Origin of the sequence: Curtobacterium flaccumfaciens (assembly GCF_004361695.1) — a bacterium.
Lineage (GTDB): Bacteria > Actinomycetota > Actinomycetes > Actinomycetales > Microbacteriaceae > Curtobacterium > Curtobacterium flaccumfaciens_B.
On sequence record NZ_SNVW01000018.1, the window covers coordinates 1 to 16,336 of the forward strand.

At 71.1% G+C, this 16,336-nt stretch carries 12 protein-coding genes; 10 read left to right on the forward strand and 2 right to left on the reverse strand.

Annotated elements, in window-relative coordinates:
* Positions 1 to 172: 172 nt before the first annotated feature.
* Both EDF64_RS17435 and EDF64_RS17440 read right to left on the reverse strand, forming a co-directional pair.
* On the reverse strand, positions 173 to 2,062 hold the full coding sequence (locus EDF64_RS17435) for a glycoside hydrolase family 15 protein (RefSeq protein ID WP_133521231.1): 1,890 nt from the start codon (positions 2,060 to 2,062) through the stop codon (positions 173 to 175).
* A gap of 151 nt (positions 2,063 to 2,213) precedes the next feature.
* The gene (locus EDF64_RS17440; RefSeq protein ID WP_133521232.1) at positions 2,214 to 3,278 is read right to left on the reverse strand and encodes an App1 family protein; all 1,065 of its coding nucleotides are present in this window, start codon (positions 3,276 to 3,278) and stop codon (positions 2,214 to 2,216) included.
* A 145-nt stretch (positions 3,279 to 3,423) separates the two neighbouring features.
* Between EDF64_RS17440 and EDF64_RS17445 the strand changes: the two genes are divergently transcribed.
* The 10 genes from EDF64_RS17445 to leuS all read left to right on the forward strand — a co-directional run bounded on the left by EDF64_RS17445 (position 3,424) and on the right by leuS (position 16,278).
* Positions 3,424 to 4,071, forward strand: coding sequence for a TetR/AcrR family transcriptional regulator (locus tag EDF64_RS17445; RefSeq protein WP_166645805.1), 648 nt, complete (start codon positions 3,424 to 3,426; stop codon positions 4,069 to 4,071).
* Positions 4,072 to 4,358: 287 nt separating this feature from the next.
* Complete coding sequence (locus EDF64_RS17450; protein ID WP_133521234.1) at positions 4,359 to 5,228, forward strand: ABC transporter ATP-binding protein; 870 nt, start codon at positions 4,359 to 4,361, stop codon at positions 5,226 to 5,228.
* Positions 5,225 to 5,947, forward strand: a complete 723-nt coding sequence (locus EDF64_RS17455; RefSeq protein ID WP_133521235.1) for an ABC transporter permease — start codon at positions 5,225 to 5,227, stop codon at positions 5,945 to 5,947. Before EDF64_RS17450 ends, EDF64_RS17455 begins: the two co-directional genes overlap by 4 nt.
* Positions 5,944 to 6,684 carry an ABC transporter permease gene (locus tag EDF64_RS17460; protein ID WP_133521236.1) on the forward strand — a complete coding sequence of 247 codons (741 nt, stop codon included), beginning with the start codon at positions 5,944 to 5,946 and terminating at the stop codon, positions 6,682 to 6,684. The genes EDF64_RS17455 and EDF64_RS17460 overlap by 4 nt, the downstream gene beginning before the upstream one ends.
* The gene (locus EDF64_RS17465) at positions 6,681 to 7,616 is read left to right on the forward strand and encodes an ABC transporter substrate-binding protein (protein ID WP_243736450.1); all 936 of its coding nucleotides are present in this window, start codon (positions 6,681 to 6,683) and stop codon (positions 7,614 to 7,616) included. Before EDF64_RS17460 ends, EDF64_RS17465 begins: the two co-directional genes overlap by 4 nt.
* A 285-nt stretch (positions 7,617 to 7,901) precedes the next feature.
* Positions 7,902 to 9,314, forward strand: a complete 1,413-nt coding sequence (locus EDF64_RS17470) for a cytochrome ubiquinol oxidase subunit I (RefSeq protein ID WP_133521237.1) — start codon at positions 7,902 to 7,904, stop codon at positions 9,312 to 9,314.
* Position 9,315: 1 nt separating this feature from the next.
* The gene (gene cydB, locus EDF64_RS17475; RefSeq protein ID WP_133521238.1) at positions 9,316 to 10,320 is read left to right on the forward strand and encodes a cytochrome d ubiquinol oxidase subunit II; all 1,005 of its coding nucleotides are present in this window, start codon (positions 9,316 to 9,318) and stop codon (positions 10,318 to 10,320) included.
* Positions 10,321 to 10,329: 9 nt separating this feature from the next.
* Entirely contained in the window at positions 10,330 to 11,979 is a 1,650-nt protein-coding gene (cydD, locus tag EDF64_RS17480; protein WP_133521239.1) for a thiol reductant ABC exporter subunit CydD, read from the forward strand.
* The gene (gene cydC, locus EDF64_RS17485; protein WP_133521240.1) at positions 11,976 to 13,664 is read left to right on the forward strand and encodes a thiol reductant ABC exporter subunit CydC; all 1,689 of its coding nucleotides are present in this window, start codon (positions 11,976 to 11,978) and stop codon (positions 13,662 to 13,664) included. The genes cydD and cydC overlap by 4 nt, the downstream gene beginning before the upstream one ends.
* Before the next feature lie 73 nt (positions 13,665 to 13,737).
* Positions 13,738 to 16,278: a leucine--tRNA ligase gene (gene leuS, locus EDF64_RS17490; RefSeq protein WP_133521241.1), complete on the forward strand. Its 2,541-nt coding sequence runs from the start codon at positions 13,738 to 13,740 to the stop codon at positions 16,276 to 16,278.
* The last annotated feature ends 58 nt before the right edge of the window (positions 16,279 to 16,336 follow it).

Consider the following 16,336-nt stretch of genomic DNA (forward strand, 5'->3'; position numbering starts at 1 on the left):
GACGGGTGGCGCGGTGCCTGCTGGCCCCGCGCCTCCAGTCCGTCTGTGCGTGCGTTCCGTCCCATCGCACCCGACCTGGGAAGACGAATCGCGCGTAGGGGGTCGGAAAGAACGACCTCCTACGCGCGATTCTGCTTCCTACGCGCGGAACTGCTTCCGACGCGCGGGAGCGCTACGCGGTCTTGCCGGCGCGCTCGCCCTCGCCGGTCCACGACCGCGTGCCGCCGTCGTGGACGGGGAGGCGGGTGCGGTGCCCCGCGGCCGCACCGCGCGCGCGGGCGATGGCGTCGGCCGCCGACACGAGTGTGAGGTGCGAGAGCGCCTGCGGCGTGTTGCCGATGTGGTGCCCGGTGGCGACGTCGATCTCCTCGGAGAGCATGCCGACCTCGTTGGCGTAGCCGGTGAGCACGTCCATGAGGCGCTCGGCATCGTCGACCCGACCGGACGCCGCGTACTGCTCGACGAGCCAGAACGAGCACGCCAGGAACGGGTGCTCGGCGCCGGAGAGCCCGTCGAAGCCGGAGGACGTCCGGTAGCGCAGGACGAGCCCGTCAGACCCTGTGCGGAGGTCTGCCTCAATGGCGGCGACGGTCCCGGTCATGCGCGGGTCATCGGGCTTCAGGTACCCGATCTGCGGCAGGACGAGCAGGCTCGCGTCGACCTCGTCGGTGTCGTAGTGCTGCCGGTAGCTGCCCCGGTCCGCGTTCCAGCCGTGCTCCTCGATCTCGGCGCGCACGGCGGCGCGCAGGGTGCGCCAGCGGTCGACCGGACCCTCGAGCCCGAACTCCTCGACGGCGGCGACCCCGCGGTCGAACGCCGCCCAGATCATCGCGCGCGAGTGCGTGAAGTGCCGTCGCGGGCCGCGCATCTCCCAGATGCCGTTGTCCGGCTCCTGCCAGTGCTGTTCGACGTAGCCGAGCAGCGCGCGCTGCAGCGCCCACGAGTCGGCGTTCTCCTCGACGCCGAGCTCGCGCGCGTCGTGCAGGGCGGCCAGGACCTCGCCGAAGACGTCGCCCTGGTACTGCGTGTAGGCGCCGTTGCCCACGCGGACGGGCGTCGACCCGTCGTAGCCGGGCAGGTTGTCGAGCGTGCGCTCGGGCAGCTCCCGCTCGCCGGCGACGCCGTACATGATCTGCACGTCGGCCGGGTCGCCGGCGATCGCGCGGAGGAGCCAGCCGCGCCAGTGCGCCGCCTCGTCGCGGTACCCGTGCGCGATGAGCGAGGCGAGGGCGAGCGAGGCGTCGCGGAGCCACACGTAGCGGTAGTCCCAGTTGCGCTCCCCGCCCGGGTCCTCCGGCAGGCTCGTGGTCGCGGCGGCCACCACGCCACCGGTCTCGGCGTGCGTCATCGCGCGGAGGAACATGAGCGAGTTCCGCGTCGCCTGGACGTAGCGGCCCTCGGTACGGATCGGCGCCATCCACTCCCGCCACCACGCGCGCGTCCGGTCGAGCGCGGCGTCGACGTCGAGCTGCTCCGGCGGCTCGCGGTGCGAGGGGTACCAGGTGAGCGCGGTGTCGACGACGTCCCCGTCGTGCACCGTGCTCGTCGCCGTGTGCCGGTGGTCGTCGGGCCGGAACTGCACCCCGCGGACGATGACGGACGCCGGCCCGGCGGTGGCCAGCAGCGCCGGGTCGTCGTCGCCGCCGATCTGCCGGACCCAGGGCAGGGCACGGGCGTAGTCGAACCGGATGCGGAGCACCTGCTGGACCTCGACGGTGCCGCGGAGGCCCCGGACGCGACGGACGATCGTCGCCCGGTGTGCGCCGATCGGCATGAACTCGGTGACCTCGACGATGCCGGTGCTCGTGGTCCACACCGTGGAGAGCACGAGCGTGTCGTGGTCGTACCGGCGGGTGGCGGTCGCGTCGGGGTCGGTGGGGCGCAGGGTCCAGTGGCCGTGGTCCTCGGTGCCCAGGATCGACGCGAAGGTCGAGTGGCTGTCGAACCGGGGCAGGCAGGCCCAGTCGATCGTGCCGTCCCGCCCGACGAGCGCTGCGGTGTAGGTGTCACCGATCAGCGCGTGGTCCTCGATGCGGTTGGTCGGTGGGGTGGCAACGCTCATGGGGCGATCCAACCACCGCCAGCCGTGGGCGAGACCGCGGGTCCTGAGCGGCCCCACAGCGGGTGCGTCCGGGCGTCCGGACGCGCGGGCTGCGGGCGCGCGGGCGCGGGCTGCGGGCGCGGGCCTGCGGTCGCGGCGGGCGGCGAGCCGCTCAGTGCGGGTCGGCCGGGTCGGCCTCGGCCAGCCCGACCCGGGCCAGCTCCGACCACATGCCGGCGCCGTCGGGCGCGTACACCCACGGGGCGGACGACTCACGGGAGCGTTCCTGCGCCCGCGAGCGACCACCGGCCAGGACGGCCTCGCTCGTGGAGAGCTGGCGGATGGCGACCCCCGCGACGTTCTCGGGGTGCGCGCGGGCGAACTCGCCGTACAGCGACTCGTCGTGCTGCCCGTCGTCGCCGACGAGGAGCCACTGCACGTCCGGGAAGTCCTTCGCCAGGCGCTCGAGGTTCTGCTGCTTGTGGAGCTGCCCGCTGCGGAAGAACCGGTCGTGCGTGGGACCCCAGTCGGTCAGCAGCAGGGTGCCCGACGGGTAGAGGTTCCGGCTGAGGAAGCGCTGCAGCGTCGGCGCGACGTTCCAGGCGCCCGTGGACAGGTAGACCGTCGGGGCGCCGGGGTGCTGCGCGAGCACGCGTTCGTAGAGCACGGACATGCCGGGCACGGGGCGACGGCCGTGCTCGGTGAGGACGAACGAGTTCCACGCCGCGAGCATCGGGCGGGGGAGCGAGGTCACCATGACGGTGTCGTCGATGTCGGACAGCAGGCCGAAGCGGGTGTCCGGGTGGACGATGAAGACGTCGGCCTCGACGTCGCGCATGCCCCCGGCGGAGAGCTTGATCGTCTGCCAGCCGGGCTCGAGGTCGATCGGCACGATGGTGTCGACCACCCCGCCGCGGTCGGACTGCACGACGTGGGTTGTCCCACCAGCCGTGATCGTGACCTCGGCGTCGTCGACGGCGACGCTCGTGAAGCTCTTCCACCCGCGGACGCCGTAGAAGGAGGCGTCCGATGCGAGTCCGCGCCGCGTGAGCAGGACGCGGCAGAGCACACGGATCCAGCCCGGGGCGCCGTACCCGGTGTAGGGGATCACCGTCGGGACGAGGCCACGGCGACGTGCGCGATGCTCACGGAACTCCTGGACGGCGTCCTCGATGCGGGCGGCACGGTGGAGGATCGGCTCGGCCAGCGACGGTTCGTGGGGCGTCGGGTCGGGCATCTGTTCATCATTCCACGGCGGGACCGGGACACCTACGACCTCGCAGGTGCTTTGGGAGAGTCGCAGCGATATTCCAGCCGGTCTCTGCGACAGTTGGTCCGTCGCCCACCCACAAGACCGCGCTGTCGGCGCAAGAGGAGAACACGTGCTCGTCACCGAGGTACCGAACGCACTGCCGGGGGGATCATCACTGCTCAGGAACGAGCCGGTCCAAGCCCGCAGTTCGGCGCGCCTCGCGGGCCTGCTCGACGCCGCCGCCGCCGTGATCGACGAGATCGGCTTCGAACGCCTGACCACCGCGATGGTGGCCGAGCGCGCCGGTGCCTCCATCGGCACCGTCTACCGCTACTTCCCGGACCGCATCGCCGTGGTCGAGGCCCTGGCGATCCGCAGCACCCAGCGTCTCGCCGAGCGCTTCGTGAGCACCCTGGCCGAGAGCGACGCGACGACCTGGCAGCAGGCCTGCGACGCCCTGATCGACGTCACGGCCGAGATGTACCGCACCGAGCCGGGCTTCCGCGCGATCCGCTTCGGCGACGCGGCGGACACCGGCACCGGTGACTCCGAGGACCGCATGGCGGCCCTCGGCGCGACCGTCGCGCAGATCATGCACGAGCGCTTCGGCCTGCCGGTCGGCGAGCGGATGGCCCGCACCTGGGTCGTCCTCGCCGAGTCCTCGCACGCCGTGCTCGCCCGCGCCCACCGTGACCCGGCGCACCCCGACACCGCTCTCATCGAGGAGTACCGCCGGATGAGCCGCACCCACCTCGAGACGGTGCTCGCCGCCTCCTGACGTCGGCACCGACAGCAGACCCTGCTGACGACCCTGCTGATCCGGCCGCGCGAGCGGCCGGGTCTGCTGGTCCGGCCGCGCGAGCGGCCGTGGCAATCCATCGACGCCCGCGCTCCGAACTGGAGGCGCGGGCGTCGTCGTGCGTCCGCGCTGCGGTCCGGCCCGCATCGACTCCAGGGCCGTCGGGCACCATCCGGAACACGTCACGGATCGTCACGTGCAACCGATGTCGTACCCGACGGGTACTCTCACTCGGAGTCGGGCTACCTCCGAACAGAAGGGCACCCATGATCGAGTTCCGCTCCGTGCGCAAGACGTACCCGGACGGCACCAACGCGGTCGACGACTTCAGTCTCGTCATCCCATCCCGGACCACCACGGTCTTCGTGGGGTCGAGCGGCTGCGGCAAGACCACGTTGCTCCGCATGATCAACCGGATGGTGGACCCGAGTGCGGGCGCCGTCGAGATCGACGGCGAGGACGTCGCCGCGGTCGACCCGGTGCAGCTCCGTCGCCGGATCGGCTACGTGATGCAGAACGCCGGGCTGTTGCCGCACCGCAAGGTCGTCGACAACATCGCCACCGTGCCGCTGCTGACCGGCGTCGCCAAGGCCGAGGCCCGTGCGCGCGCCCTCGAGCTGATGGACACCGTCGGGCTCGACCGCGCCTTCGCGGACCGGTACCCCTCGCAGCTCTCCGGCGGCCAGCAGCAGCGCGTCGGCGTCGCTCGCGGCCTGGCGGTGGACCCGAACATCCTGCTGATGGACGAACCGTTCGGCGCGGTCGACCCGCTCGTCCGCACCGACCTGCAGGACGAGCTCATCCGGCTGCAGCGCGAGCTCGGCAAGACGGTCGTCTTCGTGACGCACGACATCGACGAGGCCTTCAAGCTCGGCGACCAGGTCGTCATCCTCAAGAAGGGCGGTGAGATCGCCCAGCTCGGCACGCCGGCGGAGATCCTCGCCGAACCCGCCGACGACTTCGTCGCGAACTTCATCGGCGCGGGCCGTGGCCGCCGCGCGCTCCGGGTCGAGCAGACGCCGACCGGTCCGATCGTCGTCGACGGCGAGGGACGTGCCGCGGGTGTGCTCACCGGGCCCGTCCAGGTCGTCGACGCCGCCGAGGCCGTGCCGCAGGAGCAGCAGGGCGACGCGTGAACTGGGTCCTGGGCAACCTCGACACGATCAGCGACAACCTGATCGCACACGTCTGGCTGTCGATCCCGCCGATCCTCATCAGCTTCGTGCTGTCGGTGCCGATCGGGCTGCTCGTGTCGCGGCTCCGGAAGCGTCGTGGTCCCGCGCGGGCGACGGGGTCGACGATCGTCGTGGTCGCGAGCCTGCTCTACACGATCCCGGCGCTGCCGCTCTTCCTGGTGCTCCCGGCGATCCTCGGCACGAGCTACCTCGACCCGGTGAACGTGGTCATCGCGATGACGATCTTCGGCGTCGCCCTGATGGCCCGCTCCTCGGCGGATGCGATCGACGCGGTCGACCGCGACGTCGTGGGCGCGTCCGAGGCCCTGGGGTACTCGCCCGCGCAGCGCTTCTTCAAGGTGGAGTTCCCGCTCGCCGGTCCTGTCCTACTCGCTGGCATCCGCGTCGTCTCCGTCTCGACGATCAGCCTCGTCACGGTCGGCGCCCTGATCGGCATCCCGAACCTCGGGTTCCTGCTGACGGACGGCCTGAAGCGCGGCATCAGCGCCGAGATCCTGACCGGGATCGTCCTGACGATCGTGCTCGCGCTCGTGTTCGACCTGCTCCTGGTGGCGATCGGCCGGCTGGTCATGCCCTGGACGCGGGGGAGCGGCAGGACCGCGCGGCGCGTCCGTCGCGCGGCCGCTGACGACGTCCGCACCGGGGAGGTCTCCGCGTGAACCTCTTCGCCCAGGGCATCGCCTGGATCTTCGACCCCGCGAACAACGTCGGCGCGAACGCGATCGGCGTCCGGCTGTGGGAGCACATCTGGATCACCCTCCTCGCCGTCGCGATCGCCGTGGTCATCGCCGTGCCGCTCGGCCTGCTGATCGGGCACACCGGCAAGGGGCGCTCGATCGCCGTCGGCGTCTCCGGGGGCATCCGCGCCCTGCCGACGCTCGGTCTGCTGACCCTGCTCGCCCTGGCTCTCGGCCTCGGGCTGCAGGCACCGCTCATCGCGCTCGTCGTGCTGGCGATCCCGTCGGTCCTCGCCGGGGCGTACTCCGGCGTCGAGGCCATCGACCGCGTGACGATCGACGCGGCCAAGGCGCAGGGCATGACCGGGTGGCAGATCCTCCGCAAGGTCGAGGTGCCGCTCGCCCTGCCGCTCATCGTCGGCGGCATCCGCGCCGCGGTCCTGCAGGTCGTGGCCACCGCGACCCTCGTCGCCTACATCAACGCCGGCGGACTCGGCGGTTACGCCTTCTCCGGCATCGCCAACCAGGACTACGCGGAGGTGCTCGGCGGTTCCATCATCGTGATCGCCCTCGCCATCGCGTTCGAGATCGTCTTCGCCGCGCTGCAGCGGCTCGCCGTCCCCGCGGGTGTCTCCGCCGGCTCGGCGAGTACGTCGCGTCGGAGCACCCGCAGCTCAGCACCACGAGCATCAACCCCTGTGGAAGGAACCCACCCGTGATCACAGCAACGACCCGGCGTCTCGCCGCGACGATCGCCGTCGCGTCCGCGGCCGCCATCGCCCTCGCGGGCTGCTCCTCGAGCGACCCGCTCTCCTCCGGCTCCGGCGGCGGGGACTCCAAGACCATCGTCGTCGGCTCGCAGGCGTACCCCTCGAACGAGATCATCGCCGAGCTCTACGCGCAGGAGCTCGAGCACGAGGGCTTCACCGTCAAGAAGCAGCTCAACATCGGGCAGCGCAAGGCGTACTGGCCCGAGGTCGAGAAGGGGAGCATCAACGTCTTCCCCGAGTACAACGGCAACCTGCTGAACTACCTGCTCCAGGCGGACGGCAAGGACACCACCACCGAGACGACGACGGACGGCATCAACACCGCCCTGAAGGCCGCCCTGCCGTCCGACGTCAAGGCGCTCACCTCGGCCGATGCGTCAGACGCCGACACCTACACGGTGACCCAGGCGACCGCCGACAAGTACGACCTCAAGTCGATCGCCGACCTGTCGAAGATCGGTGGCACCATCTCGATCGCCGCCAACCCGGAGTTCGCGACGGCCGCCTACGGTCCGAAGGGCCTCAAGGAGAAGTACGGCATCACCGGCGAGGTCAACCAGCAGAACGACTCCGGTGGCCCGCTGACGATCAAGGCGATCCAGGACGGCGACTCGCAGGTCGCGGACATCTACTCCGCCAGCGCCTCGATCAAGACCGAGAAGCTCGTCACGCTCGAGGACCCGAAGCACCTCGTGCCGGCGAACAACGTCACGCCGATCGTGTCGAAGGACCTCGACTCGAAGGCGGCCGACGCCATCGAGAAGGTGAACAAGCTCCTCACGACGGACGTGCTCATCGAGCTCAACCGCCAGAACTCGGTCGACGAGAAGTCGGCGTCCTCCGTGGCGAAGTCGTTCCTGCAGGACAACGACCTGCTGTAGCGGACGGCTGGGAGACCAGCGGCAGTAAAACGACAGGTGTCGGGCAATCGCCCGGCACCTGTCGTCGTTCGCGCAGCGGACATCCCGCACGTCGGTTCCGCACGGTTGTGCCGTGCACTGCTCTTGCACGTTCGTGCAAACGAGGGTTCTACAACTTGTCGAGGGAGGTGTCCGCACGGTAACGTGGAGGTGTCCCAACGGCCAGTGACACCAGAAGTTCCCCCTTCCACAGGAAGCAACTGACGTGCACCAACAGCGCGCGGCGACCCGGCAAGGACACGCCGCATGAACGACATCCTCGATCCGCTCATCCTGTCGCGGTGGCAGTTCGGTCTGACGACGATCTACCACTTCCTCTTCGTCCCGTTGACGATCGGCATGGCCGTCGTCGTGGCCGTGTTCCAGACGGCCTGGTACCGCACGGGGCGCGCGCACTACCTCCAGCTGACCCGGTTCTTCGGGCGCATCTTCCTCATCAACTTCGCCATGGGCGTCGTGACCGGGATCGTGCAGGAGTTCCAGTTCGGCATGAACTGGTCGAACTACTCCCGCTTCGTCGGTGACGTGTTCGGCGCTCCGCTGGCGCTCGAGGGGATCCTCGCGTTCTTCTTCGAAGCCGCGTTCATCGGGTTGTGGATCTTCGGGTGGGACCGCCTGCCGAAGGGCGTCCACCTCGCCACGATGTGGTGCGTCAGCGCCGGGACGATCATGTCGGCGTACTTCATCATCGCCGCCAACGCCTTCATGCAGCACCCGGTCGGCTACGCCATCAACGAGGCGAAGGGCCGCGCGGAACTCACCGACATCTGGGCGGTGCTCGGCAACAAGGTCGCGCTGGCGGCGTTCCCGCACACCCTCTTCGCCTGCTTCATGGTCGCCGCAGCGGTCATCATCTCGGTCGCCTCGTACCACCTGGCGCGGAACCAGAACCTCGAGACGATGATGCCGGCCCTGAAGTTCGGCATGTGGACGATGCTCGCCGCCGGCGCCCTCACGGTGCTGACCGGCGACCAGCTCGGCCTCACCATGGTCGACACGCAGCCCATGAAGATGGCCGCCGCCGAGGCCCTGTACAACACCGCCACCGGCAAGGACGCCTCGTTCTCGATCTTCACCCTCGGCACCCCGGACGGCGTGCACGAGCTGTTCTCGATCCGGGTGCCGTACCTGCTCTCGTTCCTGTCGACCCACACCTTCAACGGCACGGTCGAGGGCATCAACGACCTGCAGGCGCAGTACTCGCAGGTCTACGGACCGGGCGACTACAAGCCGATCATCTGGGTGACGTACTGGTCGTTCCGCTGGATGATCGCCCTCGGCGTCGGCGCGGTCATGGTGTCGCTCGCCGGGCTCTGGCTGACCCGCAAGGGCCGCTTCCCGACGAAGCGGTGGGTCTGGCGCATCGCCACCTGGACCGTCCCGCTCCCGATGGCCGCGATGATCGTCGGCTGGATCTTCACCGAGATGGGCCGCCAACCGTGGCTCGTGTTCGGGCTGCTGAAGACCAGCGACGGCGTCTCGCCGAACGTGACCGGGCTCGAGGTCCTCATCTCCCTGGTCGTGTTCACGCTCATCTACGGCTCGCTGGCCGTCGTCGAGTTCCGGCTCATCAAGAAGGTCGCGCAGGAGGGCCCCGCCGCCCCGGCGGAGGTCGACGAGGAGACCGGCGAGGTCAAGCACGAAGTGACGGTGTACTGAGATGGATCTCCCGGTTCTCTGGTTCGCGATCGTCGGCGTCTTCTTCGTCGGCTACTTCGTCCTCGACGGCTTCGACTTCGGCGTCGGCATGTCCCTGCCGTTCCTCGGCAAGGACGACACCGACCGCCGCGTCCTGATCAACACGATCGGCCCGGTCTGGGACCTCAACGAGACGTGGGTCATCGTCGCCGGTGCCTGCCTCTTCGCGGCGTTCCCGGAGTGGTACGCCACGATGTTCTCCGGCTTCTACCTGGCGCTGCTGCTCATCCTCGCGGCCCTCATCGCCCGCGGTGTGTCGTTCGAGTACCGGCACCAGAACAAGCACCTCGAGTGGAAGCGCCGCTTCGACCTCATGATCATCGTCGGCAGCGCGGTCCCGTCGTTCCTCTGGGGCGTCGCGTTCGGCAACGTCGTCCGCGGGATCCCGATGGACTCCGGGCACAACTACACGGGCACGCTGTTCGACCTGCTCAACCCGTTCGCCCTGCTCGCCGGCGCCGCCACCCTCCTCGTGTTCTTCACGCACGGCGTCGTGTTCGTCGCGCTCAAGACCGAGGGCGAGATCCGGCAGCGCGCGAAGCGCCTGGCGACCCGGGCCGGCATCGTCACGATCGTCGTCGGTGCGGCGTTCCTGGTGTCGATGGCGTTCGTCCGGTCGACCCCGGCGTCGCTCGTGCTGTCGGTCGTGGCCGCGCTGGCGCTCGTGCTCGCGGTGCTCTGCAACGCCTGGGGCAAGGAAGGCCGCGCGTTCACGCTCATGGCCGTGACGATCGCCGCGATCGTCCTGGCGATGTTCACCGCGATCTTCCCGAACGTGATGCCCGACTCGGTGAACCCGGCCAACAGCCTGACCGTGTACAACGCGTCGAGCGGGTCGTACACGCTGACGGTGATGAGCTGGGTGGCGCTGATCTTCGTGCCGCTCGTGTTCGCGTACCAGGCCTGGACCTACTGGGTGTTCCGCAAGCGCGTCTCGCGGTCCCAGGTCCTGCAGGCCGCGCACTAGGCACCGACGATGAAGCCGCTCGACCCGCGACTCCTGCGCCTGTCCCGCACGGCGCGCGGCTTCATCGTCGCGGCCGCCGGCACGGGCCTCCTCCGCACGCTCGCGACCATCGCGATCGCGTGGGGGATCGCCGCGGCCGTCACGCTCGGCGTCGACGCCGTCCGGCAGGGCACCGTCCCCGCCGCGATCGCACCGGCCCTGGGTCTGCTCGGCGGGGCGTTCGTGCTCCGTGCCGTCGCGGCGTGGGCCACCGACGACCTCGCCGCACGCGCGGCGGCCCGGGTGAAGAGCGAGCTCCGCGCGACCGTCCTGGCGCGGGCGGCGGAGCGCGGGCCGTCGTGGCTCGCCGGGCGCTCGAGTGCCGGTTTCGCCACCACGCTCGGCCCGGGGCTCGACGCGCTGGACGCCTACTTCGGCCGGTACCTGCCGCAGCTGGCGCTCACCGCGGTCGCCACGCCCGTGCTCCTGGTCGCCATCGGGTTCGGGGACCTGACCAGCGGGCTCATCGTCCTCTGCGCGCTCCCGGTGATCCCGGTCTTCATGATCCTCATCGGGCTCGCCACCCAGGCCCTGCAGCGGCGGCAGGCCGACGCGCTCGCCCGGCTCGGCACGACCTTCACCGAGGCCGTCGAGGGCCTGGCGACCCTCAAGGTGTTCGGGCGGGCACGTCGCCAGGTCACCCGGATCGGCACCGTCACCGACGAGTACCGCCGCGGCACACTCGGTGTGCTCCGGCTGTCCTTCGTCAGCGGCTTCGCCCTCGAGCTCGCGGCGAGCCTGTCGGTGGCCCTCGTCGCCGTCTCGATCGGGGTCCGGCTCGTCGACGGGTCGCTCGGGCTGGGCGCCGCGATGTTCGTGCTCGTCCTCGCACCGGAGGCCTTCGCCCCGATCCGGCAGGTGGGCGCCGACTTCCACGCCGCGCAGGACGGCGTCGAGGCCTCCGCCGCCGTCCTCGACGTGCTCGACGACACCACGGCCCCGCCCGCGCCACCCGCCGGCGCCCCGGCCGCCGCAGAGCTCGTCCTCGACGGCCTGACCGTCCGCCGTCCGGACGTCGTGATCGGCCCCGTCCACCTCCGCGCCGCCCCGGGGACCGTCGTCGTGCTCGCCGGCCCGAGCGGCTCCGGCAAGTCCAGTCTCATCGCGGCGATCCGCGGCGTGCTGCCCCACGACGGCACCGTGACCGTCCCGGGGGCGGCCGGCACGACGATCGCCGAACGCACGACGTGGGCCGACCAGCGTCCCCGTCTCGTCCGCGGGACGATCGCCGAGAACGTCGCGCTCAGCGCGACCCCCGACGTCACCGCCGTCCGGACCGCCCTGGGCGAGGCGGGGCTGGGACTCGACCCGGGCCTCCAGGTCGGATCCGGCGGAACCGGGCTCTCCGGCGGCCAGGCCCAACGCGTCGGCGTCGCCCGCGCGCTCCACCGCGCCCGCCGGGCAGCGACCCCGCTCGTCCTGCTCGACGAGCCGACCTCCGCCCTCGACAGCGAGGCCGAAGCGCACGTCGTCGACACCGTCCGTCGCCTCGCCGACGACGGCGCCGTGGTCGTCGTCGCCAGCCACCGACCGGCGGTCGTCGCCGCCGCCGACGTCCGCGTCGACGTGCACGTGGGCGGCCGGGTCGTCGTCACGCAGGCGGACGGGGCGCGAGCATGAGCCGGGAGGCCCGTGGCGGCTCCGTCCTGCGGCTCGCCATGCCCCACGGGTCGGGCTGGGCGAAGGCGGTCGCCGCCGGCGCGCTCAGTGCGGTCTGCGCGGTCGCGCTCCTCGCCGCGAGCGGCTACCTCATCACGCGTGCGGCGGAGCACCCGCCGATCCTGTACCTGACGCTGGTGATGGTCGGGGTGCGGGCGTTCGCGCTCGGACGTGCGGCGCTCCGCTACGTCGACCGGCTGGCGGGGCACGACGCGTCGTTCCGGCAGCTCGCGGTCGTCCGGACGGAGATGTACCGCCGGCTGTCGTCCGTCGCGCCGGCGGGGCTCGGCTCCACCGGGCGGGGCGACCTGCTCACGCGACTCGTGACCGACACCGACCGGCTGCAGGACCTGCCGATCCGGGTCGTCGGGCCGCTCGTGTCCGCCGGCATCGTCGCCGCCCTGTCGCTCGTGGCCGTCGCGGTCGTGTCCGTCCCGGCGGCCCTCGTGCTGCTGGTCGCCCTCGCGGTGGCCGCGGTGCTCGGCTCGGTCGTGACGCTCGCGATCGCCCGGCGCTCCGACGAGCAGACCGCGGCCGAACGCGGGCAGGTGGCCGACCTCGTGCTCGACACCGTCCGCACGCTCGACGTCTTCGCGGCGTACGGCACGCTCGACGAGCGGCTGGCACACATCGCGCGCCTCGACGCACGGGTGACCGCGGCCGTCCGGCGTCGCGGCACCGTGGAGTCCCTCGTCGGCGCGCTCGTCGGCCTGGTCGGCGGTGGTGCGGTGATCGGCATCCTCGCCGTCGGCGCACCCGCGGTGGTGTCCGGTGCGCTCGACGGTCCGCTCTGGGCGCTCGCGGTGTTCGTGCCGCTGGCCCTGTTCGAGGTCGTCGGCGGGGTTCCGCTCGCCGTCCTCACGCTCCGCCGGGTGCGGGCAGCGGCCGACCGCGTCGAGCGGGTGGTGCCGGCCGAGGTCCCCGCCGGCATCGTCCCCGAGCCGGACGCGTCGGCCGACCCGGCGTCGCTCGTCGTCGACGGCCCCGTCGCCGTATCCCTCCGCGACCTGACGGTGCGCTGGCCCGGCGCCGACACCGCCGCGGTCGACGGGGTGTCGCTCGATCTCCGTCCCGGCGAGGTCGTCGTGCTCGAGGGGCCGAGCGGTGCGGGCAAGTCGACGCTCGTCGACGCGCTCGTCCGGTTCGTCGACCACCGGGGGTCCTACACGCTCGACGGGGTCGAGGCGAAGGACATGCACCCCGACGCCGTCCGGGCCCGCGTCGGACTCATCGAGCAGGACCCGTTCGTGTTCGACCAGTCCGTGCGGCAGAACCTGCTCTTCGCCCGCGAGACCGCCACCGACGACGACCTGCTCGCCGTGCTCGACCGCGTCGGACTCGGCGCGTGGGCGACCGGGCGCGGCGGGCTCGACGCCGGGGTGGGGGAGCGCGGCCAGCTCGTCTCGGGCGGCCAGGCGCACCGACTCGCCCTCGCCCGCGCGCTCCTGCACGCCTTCCCGGTGCTCGTGCTCGACGAGCCGACCGCCGACATCGACCCCGACCTCGGCGACGCCGTCCTGCGTGACCTCGTCGGCGCGGCCCGCGCCGAGGGCCGCACGGTCGTCATCGTGTCGCACGTGCCGGTCGCGGCCGACCTCGTCGACCGCACCCTGCGGATGCGTGACGGGCGCTTGGTCGGGCCGTGAACCGGACCGACTGCGGAGGCGGGCCGACGGGGTGCGGCGACCCGCGCCTCCAGGCCTTGTAATCTTGTTCACCGTGACCAGCGAGCAGACCGTCGACGACCCGAACGCCTACGACTTCCGTCGTCTCCAGGAGAAGTGGCAGCCCCGCTGGGAGGAACTCGGTCTCTTCACCACGGACCTCGACGACACGCGTCCGCGGAAGTACATCCTCGAGATGTTCCCGTACCCCTCCGGCGACCTGCACATGGGGCACGCCGAGAACTGGGCGCTCGGCGACTTCGTGGCGCGGTACTGGCGACAGCAGGGCTTCAACGTGCTGCACCCGATCGGCTGGGACTCCTTCGGGCTGCCCGCCGAGAACGCGGCGATCAAGCGCGGGGTCGACCCGAAGGACTGGACCTACGCGAACATCGAGCAGCAGAAGGCGTCGTTCAAGCGCTACGCGCCGTCGTTCGACTGGACCACCGAGATCCACACCTCGGACCCCGAGTACTACAAGTGGAACCAGTGGCTGTTCCTCAAGATGTACGAGAAGGGCCTGGCGTACCGGAAGGACAGCTGGGTCAACTGGGACCCGGTGGACCAGACCGTGCTCGCCAACGAGCAGGTCCTGCCCGACGGCACCTCGGACCGCTCCGGCGCCGTCGTCGTCAAGAAGAAGCTCACGCAGTGGTACTTCAAGATCACCGAGTACGCCGACCGGCTGCTCGACGACCTCAACCAGCTCGAGGGTCGCTGGCCGGCGAAGGTCATCGCGCAGCAGCGCAACTGGATCGGCCGCTCGGTCGGCGCCGACGTCGACTTCGTCATCGAGGGGCGTGACGAGCCCGTCACGGTCTTCACGACGCGTCCGGACACGATCCACGGCGTGACGTTCCTGGTCGTCGCACCCGACTCCGACCTGGCGGCGTCGCTCGTGTCGTCTGCTCCGGACGACGTCCGTGCTGCGTTCGACTCGTACCTGGTCGCCACCCAGAAGACCTCGGAGATCGACCGGCAGAACGCCGACCGGCCGAAGACGGGCGTGCCGCTCGGCCGCTTCGCGATCCACCCGCTGACGGGGGAGCGCCTGCCGATCTGGGCCGCCGACTACGTGCTCGCCGACTACGGACACGGCGCGGTCATGGCCGTCCCGGCGCACGACCAGCGCGACCTCGACTTCGCGCGGGCGTTCGACCTGCCCGTCCGTGTCGTGGTGGACACCAACGCAGCGGTGACCGGGGCGATCCCGGTGATCACCCCGGACACGGAGCTGCCGGACCTGGACCCGGCGACCACCGGCGAGGCGCTGACCGGCCAGGGCCGGATGATCAACTCCGGGCCCCTCGACGGCATGTCGAAGCAGCACGCCATCGGCGCCGCCATCCGCCTGCTCGAGGAGCGCGGCACCGGCCGTGCCGCGAAGACCTACCGCCTGCGCGACTGGCTCATCTCGCGCCAGCGCTTCTGGGGCACCCCGATCCCGATCATCCACGGCGCGGACGGCACCGAGTACCCGGTGCCGGAGGACCAGCTGCCCATCGTCCTGCCGGACACCGAGGGCCTCGACCTCAAGCCGAAGGGCACCTCGCCCCTCGGTGGCGCGACCGACTGGGTGAACGTCCCCAACCCGGTCGACGGCACCCCGGCGCTCCGCGACACCGACACCATGGACACGTTCGTCGACTCGTCGTGGTACTTCCTGCGGTTCCTCGCCGCCAACGACGACACGCAGGCGTTCGACCCCGCCATCGCCCGCAAGTGGGCGCCGGTCGACCAGTACATCGGCGGCATCGAGCACGCGATCCTGCACCTGCTCTACGCCCGCTTCGTCACGAAGGTCCTGTTCGACCTCGGCTACCTCGACTTCACCGAACCGTTCTCGGCCCTGCTCAACCAGGGCATGGTGCTCTCCGGCGGCTCGAAGATGTCGAAGTCGAAGGGCGGCGTCTCCCTCGGGGACGAGCTCGACGCGAACGGTGTCGACGCGATCCGCCTCGTGATGGGCTTCGCCGGTCCGCCGGAGGACGACATCAACTGGGAGGACGTCTCCCCGTCGGCGTCCGCCCGGTTCCTCGCCCGCGCGTACCGGCTGGCGCTCGACGTCACCTCGTCGCCCGACGTCGTCTGGGCCGAGGGCGACCGTGCGCTCCGCCAGGTCACGCACCGGTTCCTGGCCGATGCGCCCGGGATGATGGAGTCGTTCAAGTTCAACGTCGTGATCGCGCGCCTGATGGACCTCGTGAACGTGACCCGCAAGGCGATCGACAGCGGCCCCGGAGCGGGCGACCCCGCCGTGCGCGAGGCCGTCGAGACCATCGCGCTCGGCCTGAGCGTCTTCGCGCCGTACACCGGCGAGGAGATGTGGGAGAAGCTGGGCTACGAGGCCACCGTCGCCACGTACGGGTGGCGGAAGGCCGACCCGACGCTGCTCGTGCAGGACACCCTGACGGCGGTCGTGCAGGTGAACGGGAAGGTGCGTGACTCGTTCGAGGTGTCGAAGTCGATCGACCCCGCCGAACTCGAGGCCATGGCGCGGGCGTCGGCGAACGTGCAGCGGTACATCGGGGACCGTGAGGTCGTGAAGGTCATCGTGCGGGCGCCGAAGCTCGTGAACATCGCGATCAAGGGGTAGCGCTCCGGCGCGTGGCTGCTGCCTTTTGGGGGGTTTCCTCCACAGTGCGGATCGCTTG

What these genes read in the sequence shown, in the direction of transcription:
- EDF64_RS17435 (WP_133521231.1), bottom strand. Translation starts at nt 2,062, where the DNA reads ATGAGCGTTGCCACCCCACCGACCAACCGCATCGAGGACCACGCGCTG.
- EDF64_RS17440 (WP_133521232.1), bottom strand. Translation starts at nt 3,278, where the DNA reads ATGCCCGACCCGACGCCCCACGAACCGTCGCTGGCCGAGCCGATCCTC.
- EDF64_RS17450 (WP_133521234.1), top strand. Translation starts at nt 4,359, where the DNA reads ATGATCGAGTTCCGCTCCGTGCGCAAGACGTACCCGGACGGCACCAAC.
- EDF64_RS17470 (WP_133521237.1), top strand. Translation starts at nt 7,902, where the DNA reads ATGAACGACATCCTCGATCCGCTCATCCTGTCGCGGTGGCAGTTCGGT.
- cydB (WP_133521238.1), top strand. Translation starts at nt 9,316, where the DNA reads ATGGATCTCCCGGTTCTCTGGTTCGCGATCGTCGGCGTCTTCTTCGTC.
- cydD (WP_133521239.1), top strand. Translation starts at nt 10,330, where the DNA reads ATGAAGCCGCTCGACCCGCGACTCCTGCGCCTGTCCCGCACGGCGCGC.
- cydC (WP_133521240.1), top strand. Translation starts at nt 11,976, where the DNA reads ATGAGCCGGGAGGCCCGTGGCGGCTCCGTCCTGCGGCTCGCCATGCCC.